17 protein-coding genes and 2 pseudogenes are annotated in these 19,697 nt (G+C 49.2%); 12 read left to right on the top strand and 7 right to left on the bottom strand.

Annotated features, from left to right (window positions below; genetic code table 11):
• Window positions 1-25: 25 nt before the first annotated feature.
• Window positions 26-442, bottom strand: coding sequence for a hotdog fold thioesterase (locus tag LN737_RS27815; protein WP_405514042.1), 417 nt, complete (start codon window positions 440-442; stop codon window positions 26-28).
• Window positions 443-611: 169 nt separating this feature from the next.
• On the opposite strand from LN737_RS27815, the gene LN737_RS27810 reads away from it, so the two are divergent.
• From LN737_RS27810 to LN737_RS27785, 6 genes are all read left to right on the top strand, one after another.
• Window positions 612-1,247, top strand: a complete 636-nt coding sequence (locus tag LN737_RS27810; RefSeq protein WP_405514040.1) for a histidine phosphatase family protein — start codon at window positions 612-614, stop codon at window positions 1,245-1,247.
• 175 nt (window positions 1,248-1,422) lie between these two features.
• On the top strand, window positions 1,423-2,517 hold the full coding sequence (locus LN737_RS27805) for a sensor histidine kinase (protein WP_405520551.1): 1,095 nt from the start codon (window positions 1,423-1,425) through the stop codon (window positions 2,515-2,517).
• 57 nt (window positions 2,518-2,574) lie between these two features.
• A complete protein-coding gene (locus LN737_RS27800) occupies window positions 2,575-3,312 on the top strand; it encodes a LytTR family DNA-binding domain-containing protein (protein ID WP_405514038.1) in 738 nt (245 codons plus the stop codon).
• A 103-nt stretch (window positions 3,313-3,415) separates the two neighbouring features.
• Window positions 3,416-4,216, top strand: a complete 801-nt coding sequence (locus LN737_RS27795; RefSeq protein ID WP_405514036.1) for a DUF3298 and DUF4163 domain-containing protein — start codon at window positions 3,416-3,418, stop codon at window positions 4,214-4,216.
• A 126-nt stretch (window positions 4,217-4,342) separates the two neighbouring features.
• Window positions 4,343-5,872, top strand: coding sequence for a hypothetical protein (locus LN737_RS27790; protein WP_405514034.1), 1,530 nt, complete (start codon window positions 4,343-4,345; stop codon window positions 5,870-5,872).
• Window positions 5,873-5,952: 80 nt separating this feature from the next.
• The gene (locus tag LN737_RS27785) at window positions 5,953-6,243 is read left to right on the top strand and encodes a hypothetical protein (protein WP_405514032.1); all 291 of its coding nucleotides are present in this window, start codon (window positions 5,953-5,955) and stop codon (window positions 6,241-6,243) included.
• A 1-nt stretch (window position 6,244) separates the two neighbouring features.
• Here the strand turns inward: LN737_RS27785 and LN737_RS27780 are convergent, their stop codons facing one another.
• Window positions 6,245-6,727 carry a group II truncated hemoglobin gene (locus tag LN737_RS27780; protein WP_405514031.1) on the bottom strand — a complete coding sequence of 161 codons (483 nt, stop codon included), beginning with the start codon at window positions 6,725-6,727 and terminating at the stop codon, window positions 6,245-6,247.
• Between the two features lie 88 nt (window positions 6,728-6,815).
• Window positions 6,816-7,952 carry an alanine dehydrogenase gene (gene ald / locus LN737_RS27775; RefSeq protein WP_405514029.1) on the bottom strand — a complete coding sequence of 379 codons (1,137 nt, stop codon included), beginning with the start codon at window positions 7,950-7,952 and terminating at the stop codon, window positions 6,816-6,818.
• Window positions 7,953-8,125: 173 nt separating this feature from the next.
• Here ald and LN737_RS27770 point away from each other — a divergent pair, with 173 nt between their 5' ends.
• Entirely contained in the window at window positions 8,126-8,590 is a 465-nt protein-coding gene (locus LN737_RS27770; protein ID WP_405514027.1) for an Lrp/AsnC family transcriptional regulator, read from the top strand.
• Window positions 8,591-8,721: 131 nt separating this feature from the next.
• Here LN737_RS27770 and LN737_RS27765 read toward each other — a convergent pair.
• Window positions 8,722-10,278, bottom strand: a pseudogene (locus LN737_RS27765) (catalase); the annotation flags it as partial.
• A 246-nt stretch (window positions 10,279-10,524) separates the two neighbouring features.
• On the opposite strand from LN737_RS27765, the gene LN737_RS27760 reads away from it, so the two are divergent.
• The 5 genes and pseudogenes from LN737_RS27760 to LN737_RS27740 all read left to right on the top strand — a co-directional run bounded on the left by LN737_RS27760 (window position 10,525) and on the right by LN737_RS27740 (window position 16,198).
• Window positions 10,525-11,490 carry a Kelch repeat-containing protein gene (locus LN737_RS27760; RefSeq protein ID WP_405514025.1) on the top strand — a complete coding sequence of 322 codons (966 nt, stop codon included), beginning with the start codon at window positions 10,525-10,527 and terminating at the stop codon, window positions 11,488-11,490.
• Between the two features lie 29 nt (window positions 11,491-11,519).
• Window positions 11,520-12,419 (top strand): DUF1080 domain-containing protein, encoded by a 900-nt coding sequence (locus LN737_RS27755; RefSeq protein ID WP_405514023.1) that lies wholly within the window; start codon window positions 11,520-11,522, stop codon window positions 12,417-12,419.
• A gap of 34 nt (window positions 12,420-12,453) precedes the next feature.
• Window positions 12,454-13,611: a DUF1624 domain-containing protein gene (locus LN737_RS27750; RefSeq protein ID WP_405514021.1), complete on the top strand. Its 1,158-nt coding sequence runs from the start codon at window positions 12,454-12,456 to the stop codon at window positions 13,609-13,611.
• 76 nt (window positions 13,612-13,687) lie between these two features.
• The gene (locus tag LN737_RS27745; RefSeq protein ID WP_405514019.1) at window positions 13,688-14,269 is read left to right on the top strand and encodes a TetR/AcrR family transcriptional regulator; all 582 of its coding nucleotides are present in this window, start codon (window positions 13,688-13,690) and stop codon (window positions 14,267-14,269) included.
• Window positions 14,270-14,540: 271 nt separating this feature from the next.
• Window positions 14,541-16,198, top strand: a pseudogene (locus tag LN737_RS27740) (carboxylesterase/lipase family protein).
• Between the two features lie 99 nt (window positions 16,199-16,297).
• Here the strand turns inward: LN737_RS27740 and LN737_RS27735 are convergent.
• The 3 genes from LN737_RS27735 to LN737_RS27725 all read right to left on the bottom strand — a co-directional run bounded on the left by LN737_RS27735 (window position 16,298) and on the right by LN737_RS27725 (window position 19,690).
• Window positions 16,298-17,104, bottom strand: a complete 807-nt coding sequence (locus tag LN737_RS27735; RefSeq protein ID WP_405514017.1) for an AraC family transcriptional regulator — start codon at window positions 17,102-17,104, stop codon at window positions 16,298-16,300.
• Between the two features lie 57 nt (window positions 17,105-17,161).
• Window positions 17,162-18,193: an SDR family NAD(P)-dependent oxidoreductase gene (locus LN737_RS27730; RefSeq protein WP_405514015.1), complete on the bottom strand. Its 1,032-nt coding sequence runs from the start codon at window positions 18,191-18,193 to the stop codon at window positions 17,162-17,164.
• Between the two features lie 168 nt (window positions 18,194-18,361).
• On the bottom strand, window positions 18,362-19,690 hold the full coding sequence (locus LN737_RS27725; protein WP_405514013.1) for a HupE/UreJ family protein: 1,329 nt from the start codon (window positions 19,688-19,690) through the stop codon (window positions 18,362-18,364).
• Window positions 19,691-19,697 lie beyond the last annotated feature (7 nt).

Below are 19,697 nucleotides of genomic sequence, written 5' to 3'. Positions count from 1 at the left end.
TACTGATCAATTATGGTCTTCAATTTTACCCGCTAATAATGGCTACTGTCAGCCGACTAACGCATACGAGTTTTTCCCGCTCGTCGGTAATGCGGATATCCCATACGTGCGTTGTACGGCCGATGTGAATAGGCGTACAGCGGCCATACACCCAACCCTCACGTACCGAGCGGAGGTGATTGGCGTTGATTTCCAGACCAACAGCCCGTTGTTTGGCAGGGTCGTCCAGTAGCATATACGACGCTACGCTGCCCAGCGTTTCGGCCAGCACAACCGAGGCTCCTCCGTGCAGAATTCCAAACGGTTGCTGCGTCCGTTTGTCGACGGGCATCCGGGCAGTCAGGTAGCCCTCGCCTGCTTCCATAAATTCAATGCCAATGAATTTACCAATGGATTCGGTGTGAATAAAATCAAGCGCATTCAGATCAAAACCAGCTTTCATAGTTATACAGGAAAATGTTTCAGGCGTATTGTTTATCATTCCAGATTTTAGGTTACCGAAGCCAACTTAGAACCTGAAACTTGACGCGTTAATCAGACAAATACCGTGTTTTTTGCGTAATTTTGCGCTTTAAAATTGAAAAAAGTCACCAACTGACAACGCATTACGCTTGACACAAAAAACAATTTATCTGATTCGCCATGGTGAAACCGACTACAACCGGCGGGGCGTAGTGCAGGGGAGTGGTGTTGATTCGGACTTAAACGAGATGGGCCGGGCGCAGGCTATGGCGTTCTTTCAAGCTTATCAGCACGTACCGTTCAACAAAATTTATATCTCAGGTCTGAAACGGACGTATCAAACCGTTGAATCCTTTATTGAACTGGGCATACCGTATGAAAAACTGACAGGACTCAACGAAATTAGCTGGGGGGTTATGGAAGGCAGAGCCCCCGGTAATCTGGATAATGAATACTACCGTAATCTGATCGAAGCCTGGGCTTCAGGGAATACCGCCGTTACAACCGATGGGGGCGAAAGCCCGGATCAGGTAGCTGTTCGTCAGAAAGTAGCCATTGATCATATTCTGGCGCATCCGGAGGAAGAAACGGTACTGGTAGCGATGCACGGCCGGGCCATACGCATTCTGCTCTGCTGGCTGACCAATCAGCCCCTGGCTACGATGGACCATTTTGAGCACAGCAATCTTTGTTTATATAAACTCCGCTACGATTACGATACCAATACGTTTACGATTGAATTAGCCAACGACACAGCTCATCTGTTATCGCTGGCTATTGCCTAACGAGAAGGGAGGAGTGGCGAAACGGGTAGAGAGAAAAATAATTTAGTCTCCCTCTCATCCGTTTTCCTTTTCCTCCCTTCCTCCTTTTTTTCCATTGGTGTAGTATCCCGGCAATCTGAATTATTATCCAGTATATTCGCTAATTGTCCGGTAAAAGGGACGTAGTGAAATGGAAATGTCGAAGCAGAAGATATACTGGTTTTGTCAGCTTTTTGGCTGGACGCTCCTCATTCTGGTGGAGTATGTGGCCTACGTGCTGGAAACGCCGGTCTTCGACCCCGATATGCTCTATCTGGCTATTGCCAATGTTTTTCTCGGCATAACCCTGACGCACCTCTACCGGTTGATGATCCGGCGCTGGAATTGGGTGCGATTACCTTTTTTTCGACTGGCTCCGCGGGTGCTGCTATCGGTTTTTGTGCTGGCCCTGATTATGACGCTGGTGAATATTCCCATCGATCGTCGGTTGTTCCCTCAATATTTCATCGAAGAACCCTGGCCGACTATTGGGTACCTGATCAGCTGGGGCAAAACGATGCTTACCTGGGTACTCAGCTACACGGCCTATCACTACGTAGAGGAAAACCGTAACGCAGAAATTGAGCGTATCCTGCTCAAAACGAGCATCCGCGAAACCGAGGCTAAAGTGTTACGTTCGCAACTGAATCCGCATTTCGTTTTTAATGCACTCAACAGCATTCGGGCCCTGGTTTACGAAAACCCAACCAATGCACAACAGGGAATTACGCAACTCTCCAACCTGCTACGTAACTCGCTGCTGGCCGACCGACGAAAAACCGTTGAATTACGGGAAGAAATTAAAACAGTGGAAGATTACTTAGCCCTCGAAAAAGTTCGCTACGAAGATCGGCTGACGTCCTATATTGATCTCGATAGTCGGACACTTTTCTGGCAGGTGCCACCCATGATGCTTCAGACGCTGGTTGAGAATGCGATCAAGCACGGCGTGTCAACAGCCATCGGGGGCGGATTTGTTGAAGTTCGTTCGAGTATCGTTGCCGACAAACTGCACATTATTATCCGTAATACGGGCGTTCTGGGCGATAAAGAAGCTTCTGGCGGTTTTGGGCTGGCTAACACTGCCCAACGTCTTGAACTGCTTTACGGACCCGAAGCTAAATTTCAGATATTTCAGGAGGCCGACAGCGGCAACAACGGGCCGGTTGTTTGTGCCGAAATTACCATTCCAGCCCAGTCGGAGGGCCTATTTAAACGTAATGTAAACGTAAAAATGATGAATGAGAAATGATGGATGGGCTGACGCGAAACCATTCATCATTTCTCATTCATCATTTCTCATTCCCGTATGAAGACCCTATTAATTGACGATGAACGCCTAGCCCGCAACGAACTGCGTCGGCTGCTTGAGAACTTTCCGAAAATTCAGATTATTGGTGAAGCCGCCAGTGCGAATGAAGCCTTGCCCATGATTGAAGAACTGGAGCCGGATCTGTTGTTTCTGGACATCCAGATGCCTGGTAAGAATGGCTTCGAATTATTACAGTCTATCGAGGGGAAAACGCCGGAAGTAATTTTTACGACCGCTTTCGATGAATACGCCATAAAAGCCTTCGAATTCAATGCCCTCGACTATCTGCTCAAACCGGTTGAACTGGCCCGCTTGTCAGAAGCCATCCATCGGGTAGAAGAAGAGCAGCATATTCCAGAATCATCGGGTGGGGTAACAACGGGCGGATCGACAAAAATTCTGGGCGAAAATGATCAGGTTTTCGTAAAAGACGGTGAAAAGTGCTGGTTCGTTAAGTTAGGGAAAGTGCGGCTGTTTGAGTCGATGGGGAATTATGTTCGTCTGTATTTCGATGATCAGAAACCATTGGTACTCAAATCGTTGAATGCGCTGGAAGACCGGCTGAATCCGGCTACGTTTTTCCGCGCAAATCGGAAGCACATCATCAATTTGCAATGGATTGAAAAAATTGAACCCTGGTTTAGTGGCGGCTTACTGGTCACATTACGTGGAGGAGATAAAATTGAAATTAGCCGTCGGCAGGCAATACGATTTAAAGATTTGTTAAGTTTGTAAGAGTTGATGATGTCGCACCGGCTTAAAATCTGGTGCGACATAGCTACTTACAACCTGTTTAAAGCAACGAATTCTGGTGCTCAACGGAAGTTGCTTCCTCTTCATGAACTACTTTTTTGTCCGTCTTCTGGGCCTTCTTCCTGGGTTTCTGTTCGCTTGTCATCAGCCTTCTTCTGGCCCACCCGCTTTAGCTCATCAGCAGTACACGTATACGGGCTCCAGTCGGTGTGATACGTCGAGCAATACGGGGGTAGACGTAGCCGTCTCGTATTTTTTGTTGAAGGATGAAAGTGAAGGAGCGCGCAAAATCAATGACAGTCTGCGGTCGATGGCGGTTAGCAGCATTGTCAACTGGCTTGACAGCACAACGATTGCCACCAACCCCAATTTACGGACCGACCTGCCCAGGACCGCTAACTTATTTGCGGCCGACTACGAGAGCATGCGGAAAGATATGGGTAATTTAGGCGGTTGCTGGGAGTTGAAAACCAGGGCCGATACACTTTTCGTAGGCCCTAAGGCGCTAACGGTGGAGCTGGAATCATACGCTTATACTGGTGGTGCACACCCAAATTCCAATTTGATGTACTGCACGTTCGACCGGGAAACGGGCCGGGTACTCAACCTGACCGATATGGTCACGGACACGATTTCTTTGGTTGGTATTGTTGAAAAAGCTTTCCGGGCACAGCAAGAGTTGTCATCAAATACAAATCTTGAAGAGCAGGGTTACTTTCTGCGGGACGGTCATTTTTTTCTGCCTGCTAATGTCGGAATGAGCCGGGACGGTTTGGTTTTCTACTACAATCCCTACGAAATTGCCGCCTACGTAGTCGGTCCTATTCAGGTTACAGTACCGTATACGCAACTCGGCGATATTTTGCGTAAGGAACTACTTGACTAAGGGATAGAATCGCTGCGAGATTGCTCATGAGTGAAAGGGTAGGTTAGCACGGCTCCCGGTTATTTCTGTAAGTTTGCTCTCTCCAACGATCTCTGCTGCTGGCTCGACAGGTCGTTAACGTGATTTATGAGACTAAAATGGATGGCTCCGGTTGTCGTGAGCAGCTTGTTTCTATTACTGTTTTTCTGTTTCAAAGTCATTCGGTTTCAGGGGCTGTATTATACATTCAACGACATGTACATTTTCCTGCAGGAATCATGTAGCTGGATGGACGGACGGCCTTTGCTCTATGAGAATATCTGGGGGTACGATGACCGAATTCACAACAATTACGCTATGCTATTGTGGGGGCCGCTTATCCATTTGGGCGGAGCCTATGGGGCGTTTGCCGTCCAAACAGGCCTCTCGCTGTTGAGTTACGGACTGATACTCCATCACCTGAGCCGACGGATGAGCAACTGGGCTTTGTGGCTTATTTTGTTGGTTTTACTGACTGGTCCTGTCTGGTTCTGGTTCAACGATCACCCCGGCATTGGCTGGCATCCTGAATTGACGTATCTGCCGCTTACGCTGTTGTTTATCTGGGCTTTGCTTACGCACCAGACAGTCTGGTTTTGGGTGATTGCCGTGTTAATTGTTGCCGTTAAAGAAGATGGAGCGTTATTAGTCGGTGTTATTCATCTGGCGTTTCTGAGCATACAGTATTTAGTTTCTGACAAACGCCGTACGTTGATCGACCTGTTGAAGCAGCGCCGGTTTTGGCTAACGGCAGCCGGATGGGCAGTCCTGTTTATTGCGGGGATGGCTTTCTTATCGTACAAAAATCATTCGGCGGAGCCAGAGCCCCGGTTGCAGCAAGCTATTAATGCGATTGAAACGGGATTGCACGACCGGGTTTTTATCCGCAAAAACCTGAAACTTGTCTTCCAGACCTTTCTGCTCCTGTTGCCCTCCATTGGGTTTCTACTGTATGGCCTCTATCGGGTTGGCTGGCGGCAGGTTGGTAGCGTACTGCTGATTTATGCGGTTGCGCAGTCGGCGTTGCTGCTTTCCAACTGGGTGCAGGGCGCTACTTATTACGGTACCAATGCGCTTTTTGACATGGTCTCATTAACGTGGCCTCCACGCTTTGTGCTGGTCTATGCGTTCTCGGTCACGTATTGTCTGGCTATCTGGTCATTGTTAGGCATTGGCGAACAACCTGTATCAGTCTGGAAACCAGCACTTATTGGATTGGTGCTGGTATGTATTCAACTGCCGATTGTGCAGTATGCAAGACCCGATTTTCAACTGATTTCAATAGTACGTAATCTGGTGAGACATCGCTTTGATCCGTTCAAAGAGCCAATGCTGCCTGCGTCAGACGTAGCGGTAGTGGAAACGTTGGCCAGGGCGATTCCGGCGCATTCCAACGTATTTATCTTCGATTTTTTAATTCCCTTCTTTCACAAGCATTACAACATCTGGCCAACGGAAAATCAGTGGGAAGATGCTGATTTAGCCATTATTCCGACTAACGATGTTCACAAACTTGGTGAGCATCTGCCCCGCGTTATGAAACACCCATACCAATCTATTCGCTTAAGCACCTATACTATTTTTGTAACGCCCGCTTACGAGCCTTACGTCAAGGCTGCAATGCAACCCCTGAAGTAAGAAATTGAGTAGGTTTTCGTACGCTTATTGTTCAGAAAGAGTACGTTTTATCGTGTTGACTATTTATTCCTGTTACGCTCATGACACTCGATCAATTTACGGCAACGCTTTCACAAACTAACCCACCTGCCGACCTGCACCCAATTTTGCAGGGGCTTTGGTACGATGCCAATGGCCATTGGGAGCAAGCTCACAACATCGCTCAAAGTCGTGAAGGAACACAACTGTATGATCGGCTTCATGCGTATTTGCACCGTAAAGAAGGCGATCGCTTTAATGCTAATTACTGGTATCGGCGGGCAGGTGCTACGTTCTTTAACGGGTCGCTGGAAGACGAATGGAAAGAACTGGTACAACAGAACTTAGCCTAGTTCAGGGTATATAAGGGCCACCTGTTTCGCCCCAGCCCCATTTGGGCATAGGCGCGTCTGTCGGTTCACTAACGGTTTCCTCCTTCGAGTTAATCACAGCCAGCCGGGAGCCCCATTCCAGATAGCCGACCAGAGCCGAACGAAATTCCGGGTCATCCGGCAACCCAACGACATCGGCCGTGTCCAGAATCAGCTCTATCCAGCGCCGACGCTGGGTTTCGGTCAGGTGCTTACCCAGATGTTTATGAATCATTTCGTAATGACTTCCCTCATTGCTGCTGTACGTAGTGGGTCCCCGAAATACTTCAGCAACAAAATGAGCCACGTGCCGCGAATGATCAGGTGACATACCCCGAAACACGGGTTCCAGAATTGTATCGTTCCGAACCCGTTTGTAAAATAAATCTGTCCAGGCTTCAAAATTATCCATCCCGCCCGCCCATTCATAGAGCGTCGGCACAGTTGCTTTGGGTTGAGCGTCCATGCGATTATTCGTTGTTTGGCGGTTAAGTTAACGTAAAAAGGCCGCACTCCGAAGAGCGCGGCCTGCGTTTGTCGATGAATGGGTAATATTATTGAACCTCTTCCTCTTCGGGGATCAGTACGGTACTGACATCCGTGAGGGGTAGACCAAATGCGTCGGCAACGCCTTTATAAACAACTTTGCCATCAACCACATTCAGGCCCAGTTTGAGGTCTGAGTTATCGCGACATGCCTGCTGCCAGCCTTTATTAGCCAGTTGCAGAGCGTAGGGAAGTGTAGCGTTTGTTAAGGCCAGTGTGCTGGTATAAGGCACCGCACCGGGCATATTGGCAACGCAGTAATGAACTACGTCGTCGATGATATAGGTTGGATTTTCGTGCGTAGTTGGGTGGCAGGTTTCAATACAGCCGCCCTGATCCACTGCTACGTCGACGAGTACGGTACCCGAGCGCATCAGTTTCAGCATCTCACGCGTAATCAGGTGAGGAGCTTTCGCACCCGGAATCAGTACTGCGCCTATAATCAGATCACAGACTTTAATCATCTCGCGAATGTTGTATTCGTTCGACATCATGGTCTGTACATTGGGTGGCATAATATCCGACAGATAACGTAACCGGGACAGATTCACGTCCATAATCGTTACGTGTGCGCCTAAACCTGCCGCCATTTTAGCGGCTTGCGTGCCAACAATGCCACCGCCCAGCACCAGTACGTTTGCTGGTTTAACACCCGGTACGCCACCGAGCAAAATGCCGCGGCCCTTCAATGGTTTTTCGAGGTATTTGGCTCCTTCCTGAATCGCCATCCGACCCGCTACTTCCGACATGGGAACCAGCAGTGGCAAACTACGGTCGGGTCGCTCAACAGTTTCGTAGGCCAGGCAGACGGCTCTTTTAGCCAACATAGCCTGCGTAAGCTCTTCCGACGAAGCAAAGTGGAAATAGGTAAACAGCAACTGGTCTTCTTTAATCAGGTCATATTCAGCCGCAATTGGCTCTTTGACCTTCATAATCATTTCCGCAATCGCATATACATCTTCAATGGTTGGCAGCATAATTGCGCCAGCCGCAATGTATTCTTCATCCTCAAATCCGCTGCCCTCGCCTGCATTGACCTGCACATATACAACATGCCCATGCTTACGAAGCTCGGTTACACCCGCCGGTGTAAGCGCAACACGATTCTCATTATTCTTAATTTCTTTAGGAACACCAATAACCATATTGGTCAGACTGGTTTGGAAGGTTACTTAATACTAATACAAAGGTAAAGCGGGTCTATTTGTTTTCTAAGAGACGTATTTTTTTGGGAAATGTGCGTACGAATTAGCTGATTTGCCGGAAATAGTTCTGTTGACTGCATATATACTCACTCCTGGACGTAAAAAAGACCGTTATGGCAATCATTGACGCTATAGACCGCAAGATTCTGAAGATATTACAGCAAAATGCCCACTTAACCATTCAGGAGGTAGGGCAGCAGATCAACCTGTCGAAGACCCCTGTTCATGAGCGTATTCGTCGGCTTGAGCGTGAAGGCGTTATTGAACGATACGTAACGATTGTGGATAAGAAAAAAGTAGGAAATCTATTGATGATCTATTGTCAGGTAACGCTGGACCGGCAAACCCGCGATGCATTCACCGCCTTCGAGGTAGACGTTCGCGAACTCCCGGAAGTGCTGGAGTGCAACCGCGTATCGGGTACGTTCGATTATCTGCTCAAAATTGTAAGTCGGGACATGGATACCTACAATCATTTCTATCAGGAACGTTTGTCGGTTATTCCCGGCACGCTACACATCAGTAGTTTTTTTGTAATGTCGGAAATAAAAAATTCTACCGTAGTGCCGGTGGAGTAATAGACTTACTTGTACAATGCGATTTTAAATCACCCCAGTTAATCTGTTATCAAGCAGTCATAAACCAAAAACAGGCCGACTCACTGAGCCAGCCTGTTTAAGATTCTATGGTTGCAAAATCGACGGAAGCACTAATACGTCTTTGCTTCGTGTCCCATTTCTTCGGCTTCTTTTACGGCTTCGTCAGCGTGGGCGGCTCCAATTGGCGCACCCGAATGCTGGCCATTCGAACTGCCTTTCTGTAGCCCTTCGCGCACCCGGCGACCGTACTCTTCATCGCACTGGCTGAAAAGTTCAACCATTTTGTCCTGAATATGCTTCTCCGCTGGCTGTAGCGTTGTAACCAGGTTATTAATCAGGTCGTCGCGTTCCCAATCTTCAAATAGGCGGTAACGTTCACCGGCCTGCTTGAAGTTGTTGGTGCGATCTATGGGCTGACGGATTAATTTGCCTTCTACGTGCGGGGTATGATCGGGGCCAGCGGCAGCCGGTTGCTTCAGACCATTTAATGAAGATGGCTCGTAATTCACGTGCTTATTCTGACCCGGTGCCGTGTCGACATGGTATGCCATCTGACCATCACGCTGGTTCGTTGCTACGTGCTTACGAGGAGCATTGATTGGCAGTTGCAGGTAATTCGTACCTACCCGGTACCGCTGCGTGTCGGAATACGAGAACGTCCGGCCCTGTAGCATCTTATCGTCCGAAAAGTCTAGTCCATCGACCAGAACGCCCGTACCGAACGCAACCTGTTCAACCTCGGCAAAATAATTGTCCGGGTTTTTGTTCAGCGTCATCATGCCCACTGGCAGGAACGGGAACTGATCCTGCGGCCAGATTTTCGTGTCGTCAAGCGGGTCAAAATCCAGTTCCGGATGGGCGTCGTCGCTCATAATCTGCACGCATAATTCCCACTGTGGAAAGTTTCCGCTTTCAATCGCATCGTAAAGGTCCTGCGTAGCGTGGTTGAAGTTTTTGCCCTGCACGTCTTCTGCCTGCTCCTGCGTCAGGTTTTTAACGCCCTGTTTGGGTTCCCAGTGGTATTTGACCAGCACAGCTTCTCCTGCCTGATTCACCCATTTATACGTATTGACACCCGACCCCTGCATCATCCGGTAATTGGCCGGAATACCCCAGGGCGAAAACAGGAACGTAATCATGTGCATGGCATCGGGCGTATTGCTGATGAAATCAAAAATACGCTGTCCGTCCTGCCGGTTTGTAATCGGATCGGGTTTGAACGCATGAACCAGATCGGGGAACTTCATGGCGTCACGAATGAAGAACACTTTCAGGTTGTTGCCAACCAAATCCCAGTTTCCATCTTCAGTATAAAACTTCACTGCAAAGCCACGCGGATCACGTAGCGTTTCGGGCGAATGGCCACCGTGAATAACCGTTGAAAAGCGTACAAATACAGGGGTTTGCTTGCCTTTTTCCTGAAACAGTTTGGCCCGTGTGTATGTTGAAATGGGTTCGTCGCCAACCGTACCATACGCTTCAAAAACGCCGTGTGCACCGGCTCCGCGGGCATGTACGACCCGCTCAGGAATGCGTTCCCGGTCGAAATGGCTTATTTTTTCGAGGAAAGCATAGTTCTCTAACGTAGCGGGGCCCCGGTTTCCTACCGTACGTAAATTCTGATTGTTGGTTAGGGGATGCCCTTGCCGGGTAGTTAAGGTTTGGTCAACTGGTTGATCCTGAGGTTGTAGGCCAGTTGCTCCGAAGGCTGGTTCGGGCGTAGTGTGGCCGTTTTGTCCGTTTGCCTGACCGGCAGACGGGTTGCCGTTTGGGTAGTATGATTATATGTAATCCTGAGAAAGTTTAACGGATAAAAAGGCAAATGGTTTAGCGAACGGATATGAATTTAATGTAGTATCGCACATAATTAGATCGTACTCAATCAATCCATTTACCTTACTCTGTTGACCTCTATGAAGTTACCATTCGTGGGATGTCTGGCCCTGCTTGGAAGTAATTTTGTTGCCCTCGGACAAGCGTGGCAACCGATTACGACGCAAAACACGTGCGCTACCCGGCACGAGAATGCTGCTACCTTAATTGGCGATAGTTTGTATGCAGTTGGCGGGCGGGGTATGCGGCCACTGGAAGCACTTAACCTCAAAACACTGGTCTGGAAGGCACACCCCGAACCACCAGTTGAAATGAATCATTTTCAGGCGATTACCTATAACGGTGAGCTATACGTAATGGGCGCTTTTCAGGGTAAATACCCGCACGAAACGCCAATTCCAAACATCTATATTTATAATCCTAAACAGAGCGCCTGGCGTGTCGGCCCCGAAATTCCTAAAGATCGCCTTCGCGGATCGGCGGGGGTTGTCGTTTACAACAATAAAATTTACATGGCCTGTGGCATCATCGATGGGCATTACGATGGACACGTAGCGTGGCTGGATGAATATGATCCGAAAACCAATACGTGGAAAAAACTGGCCGACGCACCGCGTACACGCGATCACATTACGGCCGCTGTAGTAGGCGATAAGCTTTATCTGGCCGGGGGCCGCAATTCAACGGCACGTATCAACAAGGTACTCGAAACAACCATTGCCGAAGTCGATGTTTATGATTTTAAAACCGGTAAGTGGACCACTCTACCCGCCGACGCCAATATACCAACGCAACGGGCAGGTGCCACCGCCGTAACGCAGGGTGGCAAAGTCTGGATTATTGGTGGGGAAACCACTCAGCTGCTGGCTCACAACGAAGCCGAAGCGCTCGACCCGAAAACCAACCGCTGGACATCCGGCCCGAAAATGCAGCAGGGGCGACATGGTACGCAGGCGGTTGTGTATGACGGTAAAATTTACATCGTTGCCGGTTCTGCCAATCACGGCGGTGGCCCAGAACTGAACACCGTTGAAGTAATGAAATAAGTTTAGATTATTCGATCTCAGAAAATTTTATGAAAAAAACAGTCTATATCGTTCTTTTCCTGTGTCTTGCAGTCTCGGCAGCGGTTGCTCAGAAGGCTTCAGATAAGCAGGAATGGGTCAAAATTTTCAACGGAAAAGATTTAAGCGGCTGGGATATAAAAATTGCCGGCCTCCCGTTGAATGACAATTATAAAAAAACGTTTCGCGTTGAAAACGGCATGATGCGGGTCATGTATGACCAATACAAAACCTTCGATTTCAAGTACGGTCATATCTACTACAAAAAGCCCTATTCACACTATCGGGTGCGATTTGCGTACCGCTTTCTAGGGAAACAAACGCCGGGGGGCGATTCCTGGAACGTTCGGAATAGCGGCATTATGCTTCATTCGCAATCGGCCGAAAGTTTATCGATCAATCAGACCTTCCCGGTGTCGCTGGAAATGCAGCTGCTGGGCGGGTTAGGCGAGGGACCACGCCACACGGGCAATCTCTGTACGCCCGGTACGCAGGTGTTTATCAGTGACAAACTTCGCCCCGAACATTGCACCGATTCTGATTCAAAAACCTACGATGGTGACCGATGGGTTATGGCTGAAGCCATTGTACTGGGCGATTCGATTGTGCATCATATTATTGAAGGCGATACGGTTTTAACGTATGAGCACCCTCAGGTAGGTGGAGGTTTTGTCAGTAAAGATAACGACTGGGAGTCCGGGCGTTTCAGCGCTGGATCGGCCAACCACTGGAAAAGCCTGGCCAATACGCCCCTCGGTCAGGGGTACATTGCGCTTCAGGCCGAAAGCCATGCCATTGATTTTAAGGATATTGAAGTGCTGGACCTTAAAGGCTGCACGGATCCAAAAGCGCTGAATTACAAATCGTACTACGTGAAGTCAGACAATACGCGGTGCCGATACAAAAAATGAGCTACACCAACTGAATTGGCTGTTTTTTCACACTATGAACCGAGTAACGACTATCGACGTAACGCGCGGGCTGGTTATGGTAATTATGGCGCTGGACCATGTCCGCGATCTGCTCCATACGCCTGCGTTGACCCAAAATCCGGTCGATTTAACCACCACTACACCCGCGCTTTTTCTGACCCGGTGGATTACCCACCTGTGCGCACCTACGTTTGTTTTTCTGTCGGGCACATCGGCTTACCTGTCGCTCAGGAAACGTAACGACGAGTCGGCCCGGCGGTTTTTGCTGAAACGGGGTGCGGTGCTGGTTCTGCTCGAACTGACCATTGTAAACTTTGCTTTTTGGTTCGATATTCACTTTCAATCCCTTATGCTTCAGGTTATTTATGCCATTGGCGGAGGCTTAATCCTGCTTTCGTTACTGGCTAAATTACCCGTCAGGTGGGTGGGTATTATTGGATTGATAATCGTGTTCGGACACAACATCCTGCAACTTGTACCGACGTTTACCAATACCGGCGCCCGACTGGTTTGGGCGTTGCTGTTTCGCTCCGATTTCTTTTCGTTCAGTCCCAGGTTTGCTTTGCTGGCGGCTTATCCGCTGATTCCGTGGCTGGGGATTATGCTTGTTGGGTTTGCTTGTGGTCAACTAATGGAGCGGCCCATTGAGCAGCGAAAGCCGCTTCTGTTACGTATCGGTCTGGGGGCGCTGGGTTTGTTTATTCTGCTTCGTTTTCTCAACGTATATGGCGATCCGGCGCCCTGGTCTGCTCAGAAAGACGAACTGTTCACCTTCCTGTCGTTTATTAACGTAACGAAATACCCACCTTCACTGCAATATGATTTGCTGTTGCTCGGCCTGATGTTTCTGATCCTGTCCGCAGCGGATGGAGTAAGCAACGGGTTGACAAACTGGCTGACCGTATATGGGAAGGTACCTATGTTTTACTACATTCTGCACTGGTACCTGGTACACCTGTCGATGATCGCAATGAGTTTGATTCAGGGTTATTCTCTGGCAGACATACCCAGCGGGCCGCTCAACTTTGGCCGACCGGCGGGCGCGGGCATCTCGCTCGGGCTGGTTTACGTCGTTTGGCTGGGTTTGGTGCTGATGTTGTATCCGCTCTGCAAATGGTACGGTCGATATAAAGCGGACCATTCCGAAATTGGTTGGCTACGGTACGTGTGAACGTATCACACAGTCTGATAAATTTTCGATAACTATTTGGTGGGTGCGTGTTTATTAGACTAAACAGCTAATAGGCATGAAAGAACGAATTATTGCCGAGGCCCGGCATCTGTTCAACCATTTTGGCGTAAAAACGGTCAGACTGGAGGATATTGCCCGGGAGTTAGGCATTTCCAAAAAGACAGTTTACCAGTATTTCGATAGCAAAGAAGAGTTGGTCAGGCTGATGCTGGAAAGTCAGCTGAACGAAAATTTGCAGGAGGCCAACGCCATTCAACTGAACGTAACGAATCCAATTGTTGGCGCTCTATTGATCTGGGACCGTTTGATTCATTACCGCCGAACCGTCAATCCGAATTTATCCCGGGATATTGAGCGGCATTACCCGACCGTCTGGAATCTGTTTCAGGCGTTTCGAACGGAGTACATCAATACTATTCTGGTAAGTAACCTGCAACAAGGTATCGAACAGGCCATTTATCGAGCGGATCTGAATGAGTCGGTAATTGCCTGGTTGTGGGCCGATCAAAGCCAGCGAGAAACCCCCTACGAAAACTCGGATGAACCAATCAAACACCATTTTGTGCGCGGGTTGCTCAGTCCAAAAGGACTGACGATCTACGAGACTCTTCAGAATGGCTCGTTTGCCTCAGTCTAACTGCTTTTGTTGGTGCCTGGCCTTGGTGGAATACCGGGCGCATTAATCAGCAGCCTCTCCCGAACCGAACCTCTCGGTTATCAACGTGACGATGCTCCATTTTTGACTTCTCCGGCTGGTAACAAATTGCTGGCAGTCAGAAACAAATCGCGCAATTTATAGTAAAAATCCTCCATTATGTCCCTTTGACAATAAGCTGATTGATCAGCGCGTTCGGTACGTTGCCAGCGGCCGGGTAGTTGCTTTTCTTTAACCTTTAAACCAGTCAACGATGAAGTCTTCAAGACGTAATTTTTTACAATCGCTGGGAGTCGGTGCCGCTAGTTTAGGCGTAGCGCACTCATCGCCTGCTTCAGATTTGCGTCCACCTAAAGTGGCGAAGCCAGCTGGTGACGATCAGATTTTATTTGTGGGCGACAATATTGCCATTGCCAGCACTGAGCATGGCAAAGTCAGAGGGTTTATACTTCGGGGTATTCACCAGTTTTTGGGTATACCCTATGGAGCCGATACGTCGGGTAAGAATCGGTTCATGCCTCCGCAAAAACCCACTCCCTGGACAGATATTCGGCCTGCTCTATGGTGGGGAAATTCGGCACCTCAGATTATGGAGAAACGCTACGCGAATCCTTATGCCTCCTTTGTTGATCATTGGAATTACGACGATGTGTCGGAAGACTGTCTGAAAATAAATGTGTGGACACCCGCTCTGGATAAGCAGAAGCGGCCGGTTGTTGTCTGGCTGCATGGTGGCGGATTCGTGAATGGAAATGGGATTGAGCAGGATGGTTATCACGGCGAAAATCTGGCCCGATTTGGCAATGTTGTTTTCTGTTCGCTCAACCACCGGCTTGGCTCACTGGGTTATACGCATCTGAAAGCGGCTGGAGGCCATGCCGAATCGGGTAATGTGGGCAACCTAGATATGGTGGCGGCTCTGGAATGGGTCAAAAACAACATTGCCAATTTTGGCGGAGATCCGGCTAACGTAACGATAATTGGCCAGTCGGGCGGGGGAGCCAAAGTAACTACCCTGATGAATATGCCATCGGCCAAAGGGTTGTTTCATAAAGCCGTGGCGTTGAGCGGCAGTTCGCTGGCCGGCGTTAATAAGGAGTATGCCGAGAAACTGGGGCTGAAAGTGATGGAAGAGGCTGGCTTAAAACCCGGTGAAATCGACAAACTTCAGCAGATTCCCTGGCGGCAGTATATTGACATTGCCAACAGGGCCGTTGAAAAAATGGCCGACGAAGCCAAGCGGCTCAATATTCAGCGAGGGGGTACGCACCCGTGGCCGATGGAACCTCGTTAAATAGCGGCCCTTTCTTCAATGACCCCAATCACTTCTCGGCCAACATTCCGCTGATGATCTGCTCTACGTTTCATGAGCAAAACCCCGATCGAACAGATGCTTCGCTGGAAAGTATTTCACTGGCTGAAGTAAAAGAAAAAATCAAACCCCGCTTCGGTGATAAAGCGGGCGACATTGTCGAGGCTTACGCCAAAAATTTCCCGAAGGCTCGTCCCATTGAGCTATGGGCCTTAATTGTTTCCAATCGGAAAAATGTGGTTGCCACTGCAGACGCGAAGGCATCGCAACAAAAAGCCCCCGTATACGTAGCCTGGTTTGGCTGGCAGCCTCCGCTGTTCGATGGCCGGATGCGGGCTTTCCACTGCGACGATATCTGCTTCTGGTTTTATAACACCGATTTGATGCTTACGCATACAGGCGGAGGAAAACGACCTAGAGCGTTATCGGAAAAGATGGCCGGCTCCTTTATCAATTTTGCGAAAACCGGCAATCCAAACGGGGGCGGTTTGCCCAACTGGAAACCGTATACCAGTCAGAACGGAGAAACGATGATCCTGGATGATGCGCCTGTTCTGGCCAACGATCCCGACCGCGATGCACGGAAAGCACTGGCATAGTTGATCCGAATTAGTTAAGCAGCGCCCGCCGGTCTGTTACCCACCCAATTCCAGGGGCGGAAACAGACTGGTGGGTTCTGTTTTATAAGCCAACTCTCCTTAATTCACTATTTCGGTTGGGGCGTAGCCGTACCGCTTTCGAAAGGCGTACCCGAAATGAGAGAGGTTCTCAAAACCAACTTCCAGATAAACTTCTGAAGGCTTTCGCTTCTTTTCCCGGATCTGATAATGAGCAAGTTCAAGTCGCTTTTCCATAAGCCATTTTTGTGGCGTAGTCTGGAAGACTTTTTTAAAATCACGTTTAAACGTAGTTAAGCTGCGGCCGGTCAGGTAACCGAATTTATCCATCGACATATTGAACATGTAGTTCTGCTCCATAAAATCGACAAGACTTATCTTGCCCGGCTCGTCAAAATTAGCCAGCAGATGATCGATAGCTGGATCAATAGTTCTGAGAATCGTGATGGCTTCGTTTATTTTTAGAGAAGCAATTGCTTCGGGCAGCGGGTCGTTCAGCTCAAAATAGGGAATCAGCGAGGCAAGACAACTTTTTAGCAGCGGATGGTGGTTGAATGTGCGGAATTTTGGCGGTTCCATCGGCCTGATGGCAACCTTATTTCTGGCGTAAAATTCAGTTAATCGGTTCTTTGTAAGATGCATAACCACCGATTGGTGCGGCAAACCGTCTTTGGGGTAATTAATTACCGTTACCAACTCATTACGTGGGAAGAATAAGATGTCGCCAGCGCCGAACCAGTGCACTTTATCTGCCTGCACGATTCTGGTTTCGCCCGAAATAAACCAGACCAGCAAATGATGCTCAAACAGCACATCGGCCCGATAAAGCTTAGCGTCGAAGCTCGACAGCTTCAGGTCAGGATGAATATAATACGCTTGATATCCCACGGATTTAAATGACAATTTGGCGAGTATAGAATCTTGTTAATACGCTGAAAACAAACCTTAATGTACGACAAACGGTACGGCTGTCAACTCCTCGCTCAGTGTCCACAATCGCTTCGCGTTATCTGCATCGACTGAATACGGCTTTACGCCCCGAAGGGTTAGCGGATCATTGTACTGGTGGTCGATGTTTCCTGTATCCATTTCGGCTATGTCGGCATTCTCACAGTATACCCCGCCCAGATTAGCCAGTTGCGGACTGGTAGCACACCAAACGGTTGTTGCGGCTCCCTGGGGAATGGTCTTTAATTTTCGGGCCACTTCGGGAAAGAGATTGCCCTCAGCATCATGCGTGCCCATCTGCTTAAATAAATCCATGGGAGCCACTCGTCCCAAATCAGTACCATTAACTGACCCCGGATGGAGTGAAAAGGCACGTACCCCAAATTCTTTAGCCCGATGATCCAGTTCTACAGCAAAAAGATTATTGGCCGTTTTAGATTGACCGTAGCCAGTTAATGTTTCATAGACCCGGTGGTTAAAGTTCGGATCGTCAAAGTTAAACGGTGCGATCTGATGGCCAAATGAAGATACACTGACGACCCTGGCGTCACCCGCTTTTTTCAGGGCCGGCCAAAGCCTGGCTGTAAGCTGAAAATGCCCTAGATGATTCGTGGCTAATTGCGATTCATAGCCACGCGCATCCCGCTGGAGCGGCACCCACATAATCCCTGCATTATTGACCAGGATGTGCAACGAATCGCCGGTATTGAGGAATTTTTCGGCAAAGGCATCAATGGAAGCGGGCTCCATCAAATCCATTGCTTCGATCACTACATTCGGGATTCCTGCCAGGCTTTTTACCGCTTTGTTTACGTCGCGAGCGGGCACTACAACCTTAGCCCCGGCTTCTACAAAAGTTTTTACGGTTTCTAAACCGATTCCTGCATAACCGCCGGTTACAATTGCCGTTTTCTCAATGAGCTGAATGCCTTTTATTACGTCGGCGGTGGTGGAAGTGGCTGTAAAGCCTGAATGGATTGGCATCTGCAGGGCCCCATTGTAATTGTCTACACTTATGACTTGTTCCATGATTTTAAGGATAAATGACTGGAACAAAAGTAGACGGAGCGAATGTTGGCGATTTTGTTTTAAAGGCCTAATTTCTTTGTTGTGAAGGCCATCAGCTAAACAACCAAAAGCCTATACGCCAGCCTAATCCCTAATGCCTGATCGCTCTGTGCTCTGACTTGTGGATGATTATAAAAAAGGAAGCTTTTTAGCCTGATTCATTTGCCAAGTAAGTACTAAGGCGAAGACGGCCAGAAACACCAGTCCATAAGGCGCATATCCGGCTATCTGCTCAATTCCCCGCGTAAGCAGGTTACTTTGGCCGCTGACACGCTCAATCGCCCAGGCTATGGCAGCAATAATAGCCAGTGACGCTCCAGTCAGGCGAACAAACCGGTAGGCGGATGTGCGGCTCAGCAGCATAAGCCAGGGGATGGTTAGGGCAATGACCACCAGTTGCATCAGTTCAATTCCCAAGTTGAACCCCAGAATACTCAGCGCCATTGGACCCGCATCCAGATGCAGGTTGGCGAGCGTAGTGGCGAAGGCCAGACCATGAACCAAGCCGAAACCAGCCGCCACCCAGGCTTCCCGGCCCGGAAACAGTGGTCGCAGGGCGTGTACGGCCGATACCAAAATGGACACCGCTATGAGCACTTCGACGGGTTGGCTGGGCAACTGAACCCAGCCCAGCGCCCCCAGCAATAGAGTCAATGAGTGGCCAATCGTAAACGCGGTTACAATCAGGAATAGTCGTTTGAGGCTGTACCGAACCCCACCGAACTGCCCCCATCGACCGTTGAAAACCAGCAAAGGAGCTGCCAGTAGCAATACGAGCAAAAAAAGCAGATGATCCGTACCTTCCGAGATATGCCGTATTCCTAGTTGTACCATGGCCGCAAAACCGGTCCGGGTACTTCCCGATTCCAGATTAACCGTAAGGGGACGTATGCGGTTGTTTACGATATCCAGCTCAATGACACCCACTTGAGTCGGAGGGGCGTCGGCTAATAAGCCCCCGGCCCAATCCTGCCGAACCGACACCAGAATTTTATGGGTTACCACCTGGTGCAGCACTACGTCGTAATGGAACGTAAACCGCCGGACATCACCCCCGATGGGCGGAACAAGTCGAACATGAGCTACCAGCTCACGGTATATCCCATTGATCGGATTTTGGGTTTCCTGAACGGCTAAATCGCCTACCGATACGGCCCAGGACTGCCCATTCGGGCTTTGAGGGCGAATGTGCTGAGCCAGGTAAGCCCTAAGCTCAGGACCGAGCCGTTTTACCAGGCCAGCTGATGAATCGTTGACAGCGTGGCCATATGCTGCCTGCAATTCGTTGAGAGGAATCTGAACCTCGGCATCAATGCGGTCGGCATGGATAGTAAGCAGAACCACCGAATTGGGCATCGGATGAGCCATCGCAGAAATACTATACAGGCTGACAAGTACCAGGCACTGGCTAATGAATGCGAGCGTCGAAATGAGTTTTCTGACAAGTTCAGTATTCATTAGCCAG

It is taken from the genome of Spirosoma sp. KNUC1025, assembly GCF_045160025.1.
Classification (GTDB): domain Bacteria; phylum Bacteroidota; class Bacteroidia; order Cytophagales; family Spirosomataceae; genus Spirosoma.
This window is presented reverse-complemented; position numbering and strand designations above follow the sequence as displayed.

What these genes read in the sequence shown, in the direction of transcription:
- LN737_RS27815 (WP_405514042.1), bottom strand. Translation starts at nt 442, where the DNA reads ATGAAAGCTGGTTTTGATCTGAATGCGCTTGATTTTATTCACACCGAA.
- LN737_RS27805 (WP_405520551.1), top strand. Translation starts at nt 1,423, where the DNA reads ATGTCGAAGCAGAAGATATACTGGTTTTGTCAGCTTTTTGGCTGGACG.
- LN737_RS27800 (WP_405514038.1), top strand. Translation starts at nt 2,575, where the DNA reads ATGAAGACCCTATTAATTGACGATGAACGCCTAGCCCGCAACGAACTG.
- LN737_RS27795 (WP_405514036.1), top strand. Translation starts at nt 3,416, where the DNA reads ATGAACTACTTTTTTGTCCGTCTTCTGGGCCTTCTTCCTGGGTTTCTG.
- LN737_RS27790 (WP_405514034.1), top strand. Translation starts at nt 4,343, where the DNA reads ATGAGACTAAAATGGATGGCTCCGGTTGTCGTGAGCAGCTTGTTTCTA.
- LN737_RS27785 (WP_405514032.1), top strand. Translation starts at nt 5,953, where the DNA reads ATGACACTCGATCAATTTACGGCAACGCTTTCACAAACTAACCCACCT.
- LN737_RS27780 (WP_405514031.1), bottom strand. Translation starts at nt 6,727, where the DNA reads ATGGACGCTCAACCCAAAGCAACTGTGCCGACGCTCTATGAATGGGCG.
- ald (WP_405514029.1), bottom strand. Translation starts at nt 7,952, where the DNA reads ATGGTTATTGGTGTTCCTAAAGAAATTAAGAATAATGAGAATCGTGTT.
- LN737_RS27770 (WP_405514027.1), top strand. Translation starts at nt 8,126, where the DNA reads ATGGCAATCATTGACGCTATAGACCGCAAGATTCTGAAGATATTACAG.
- LN737_RS27760 (WP_405514025.1), top strand. Translation starts at nt 10,525, where the DNA reads ATGAAGTTACCATTCGTGGGATGTCTGGCCCTGCTTGGAAGTAATTTT.
- LN737_RS27755 (WP_405514023.1), top strand. Translation starts at nt 11,520, where the DNA reads ATGAAAAAAACAGTCTATATCGTTCTTTTCCTGTGTCTTGCAGTCTCG.
- LN737_RS27750 (WP_405514021.1), top strand. Translation starts at nt 12,454, where the DNA reads ATGAACCGAGTAACGACTATCGACGTAACGCGCGGGCTGGTTATGGTA.
- LN737_RS27745 (WP_405514019.1), top strand. Translation starts at nt 13,688, where the DNA reads ATGAAAGAACGAATTATTGCCGAGGCCCGGCATCTGTTCAACCATTTT.
- LN737_RS27730 (WP_405514015.1), bottom strand. Translation starts at nt 18,193, where the DNA reads ATGGAACAAGTCATAAGTGTAGACAATTACAATGGGGCCCTGCAGATG.
- LN737_RS27725 (WP_405514013.1), bottom strand. Translation starts at nt 19,690, where the DNA reads ATGAATACTGAACTTGTCAGAAAACTCATTTCGACGCTCGCATTCATT.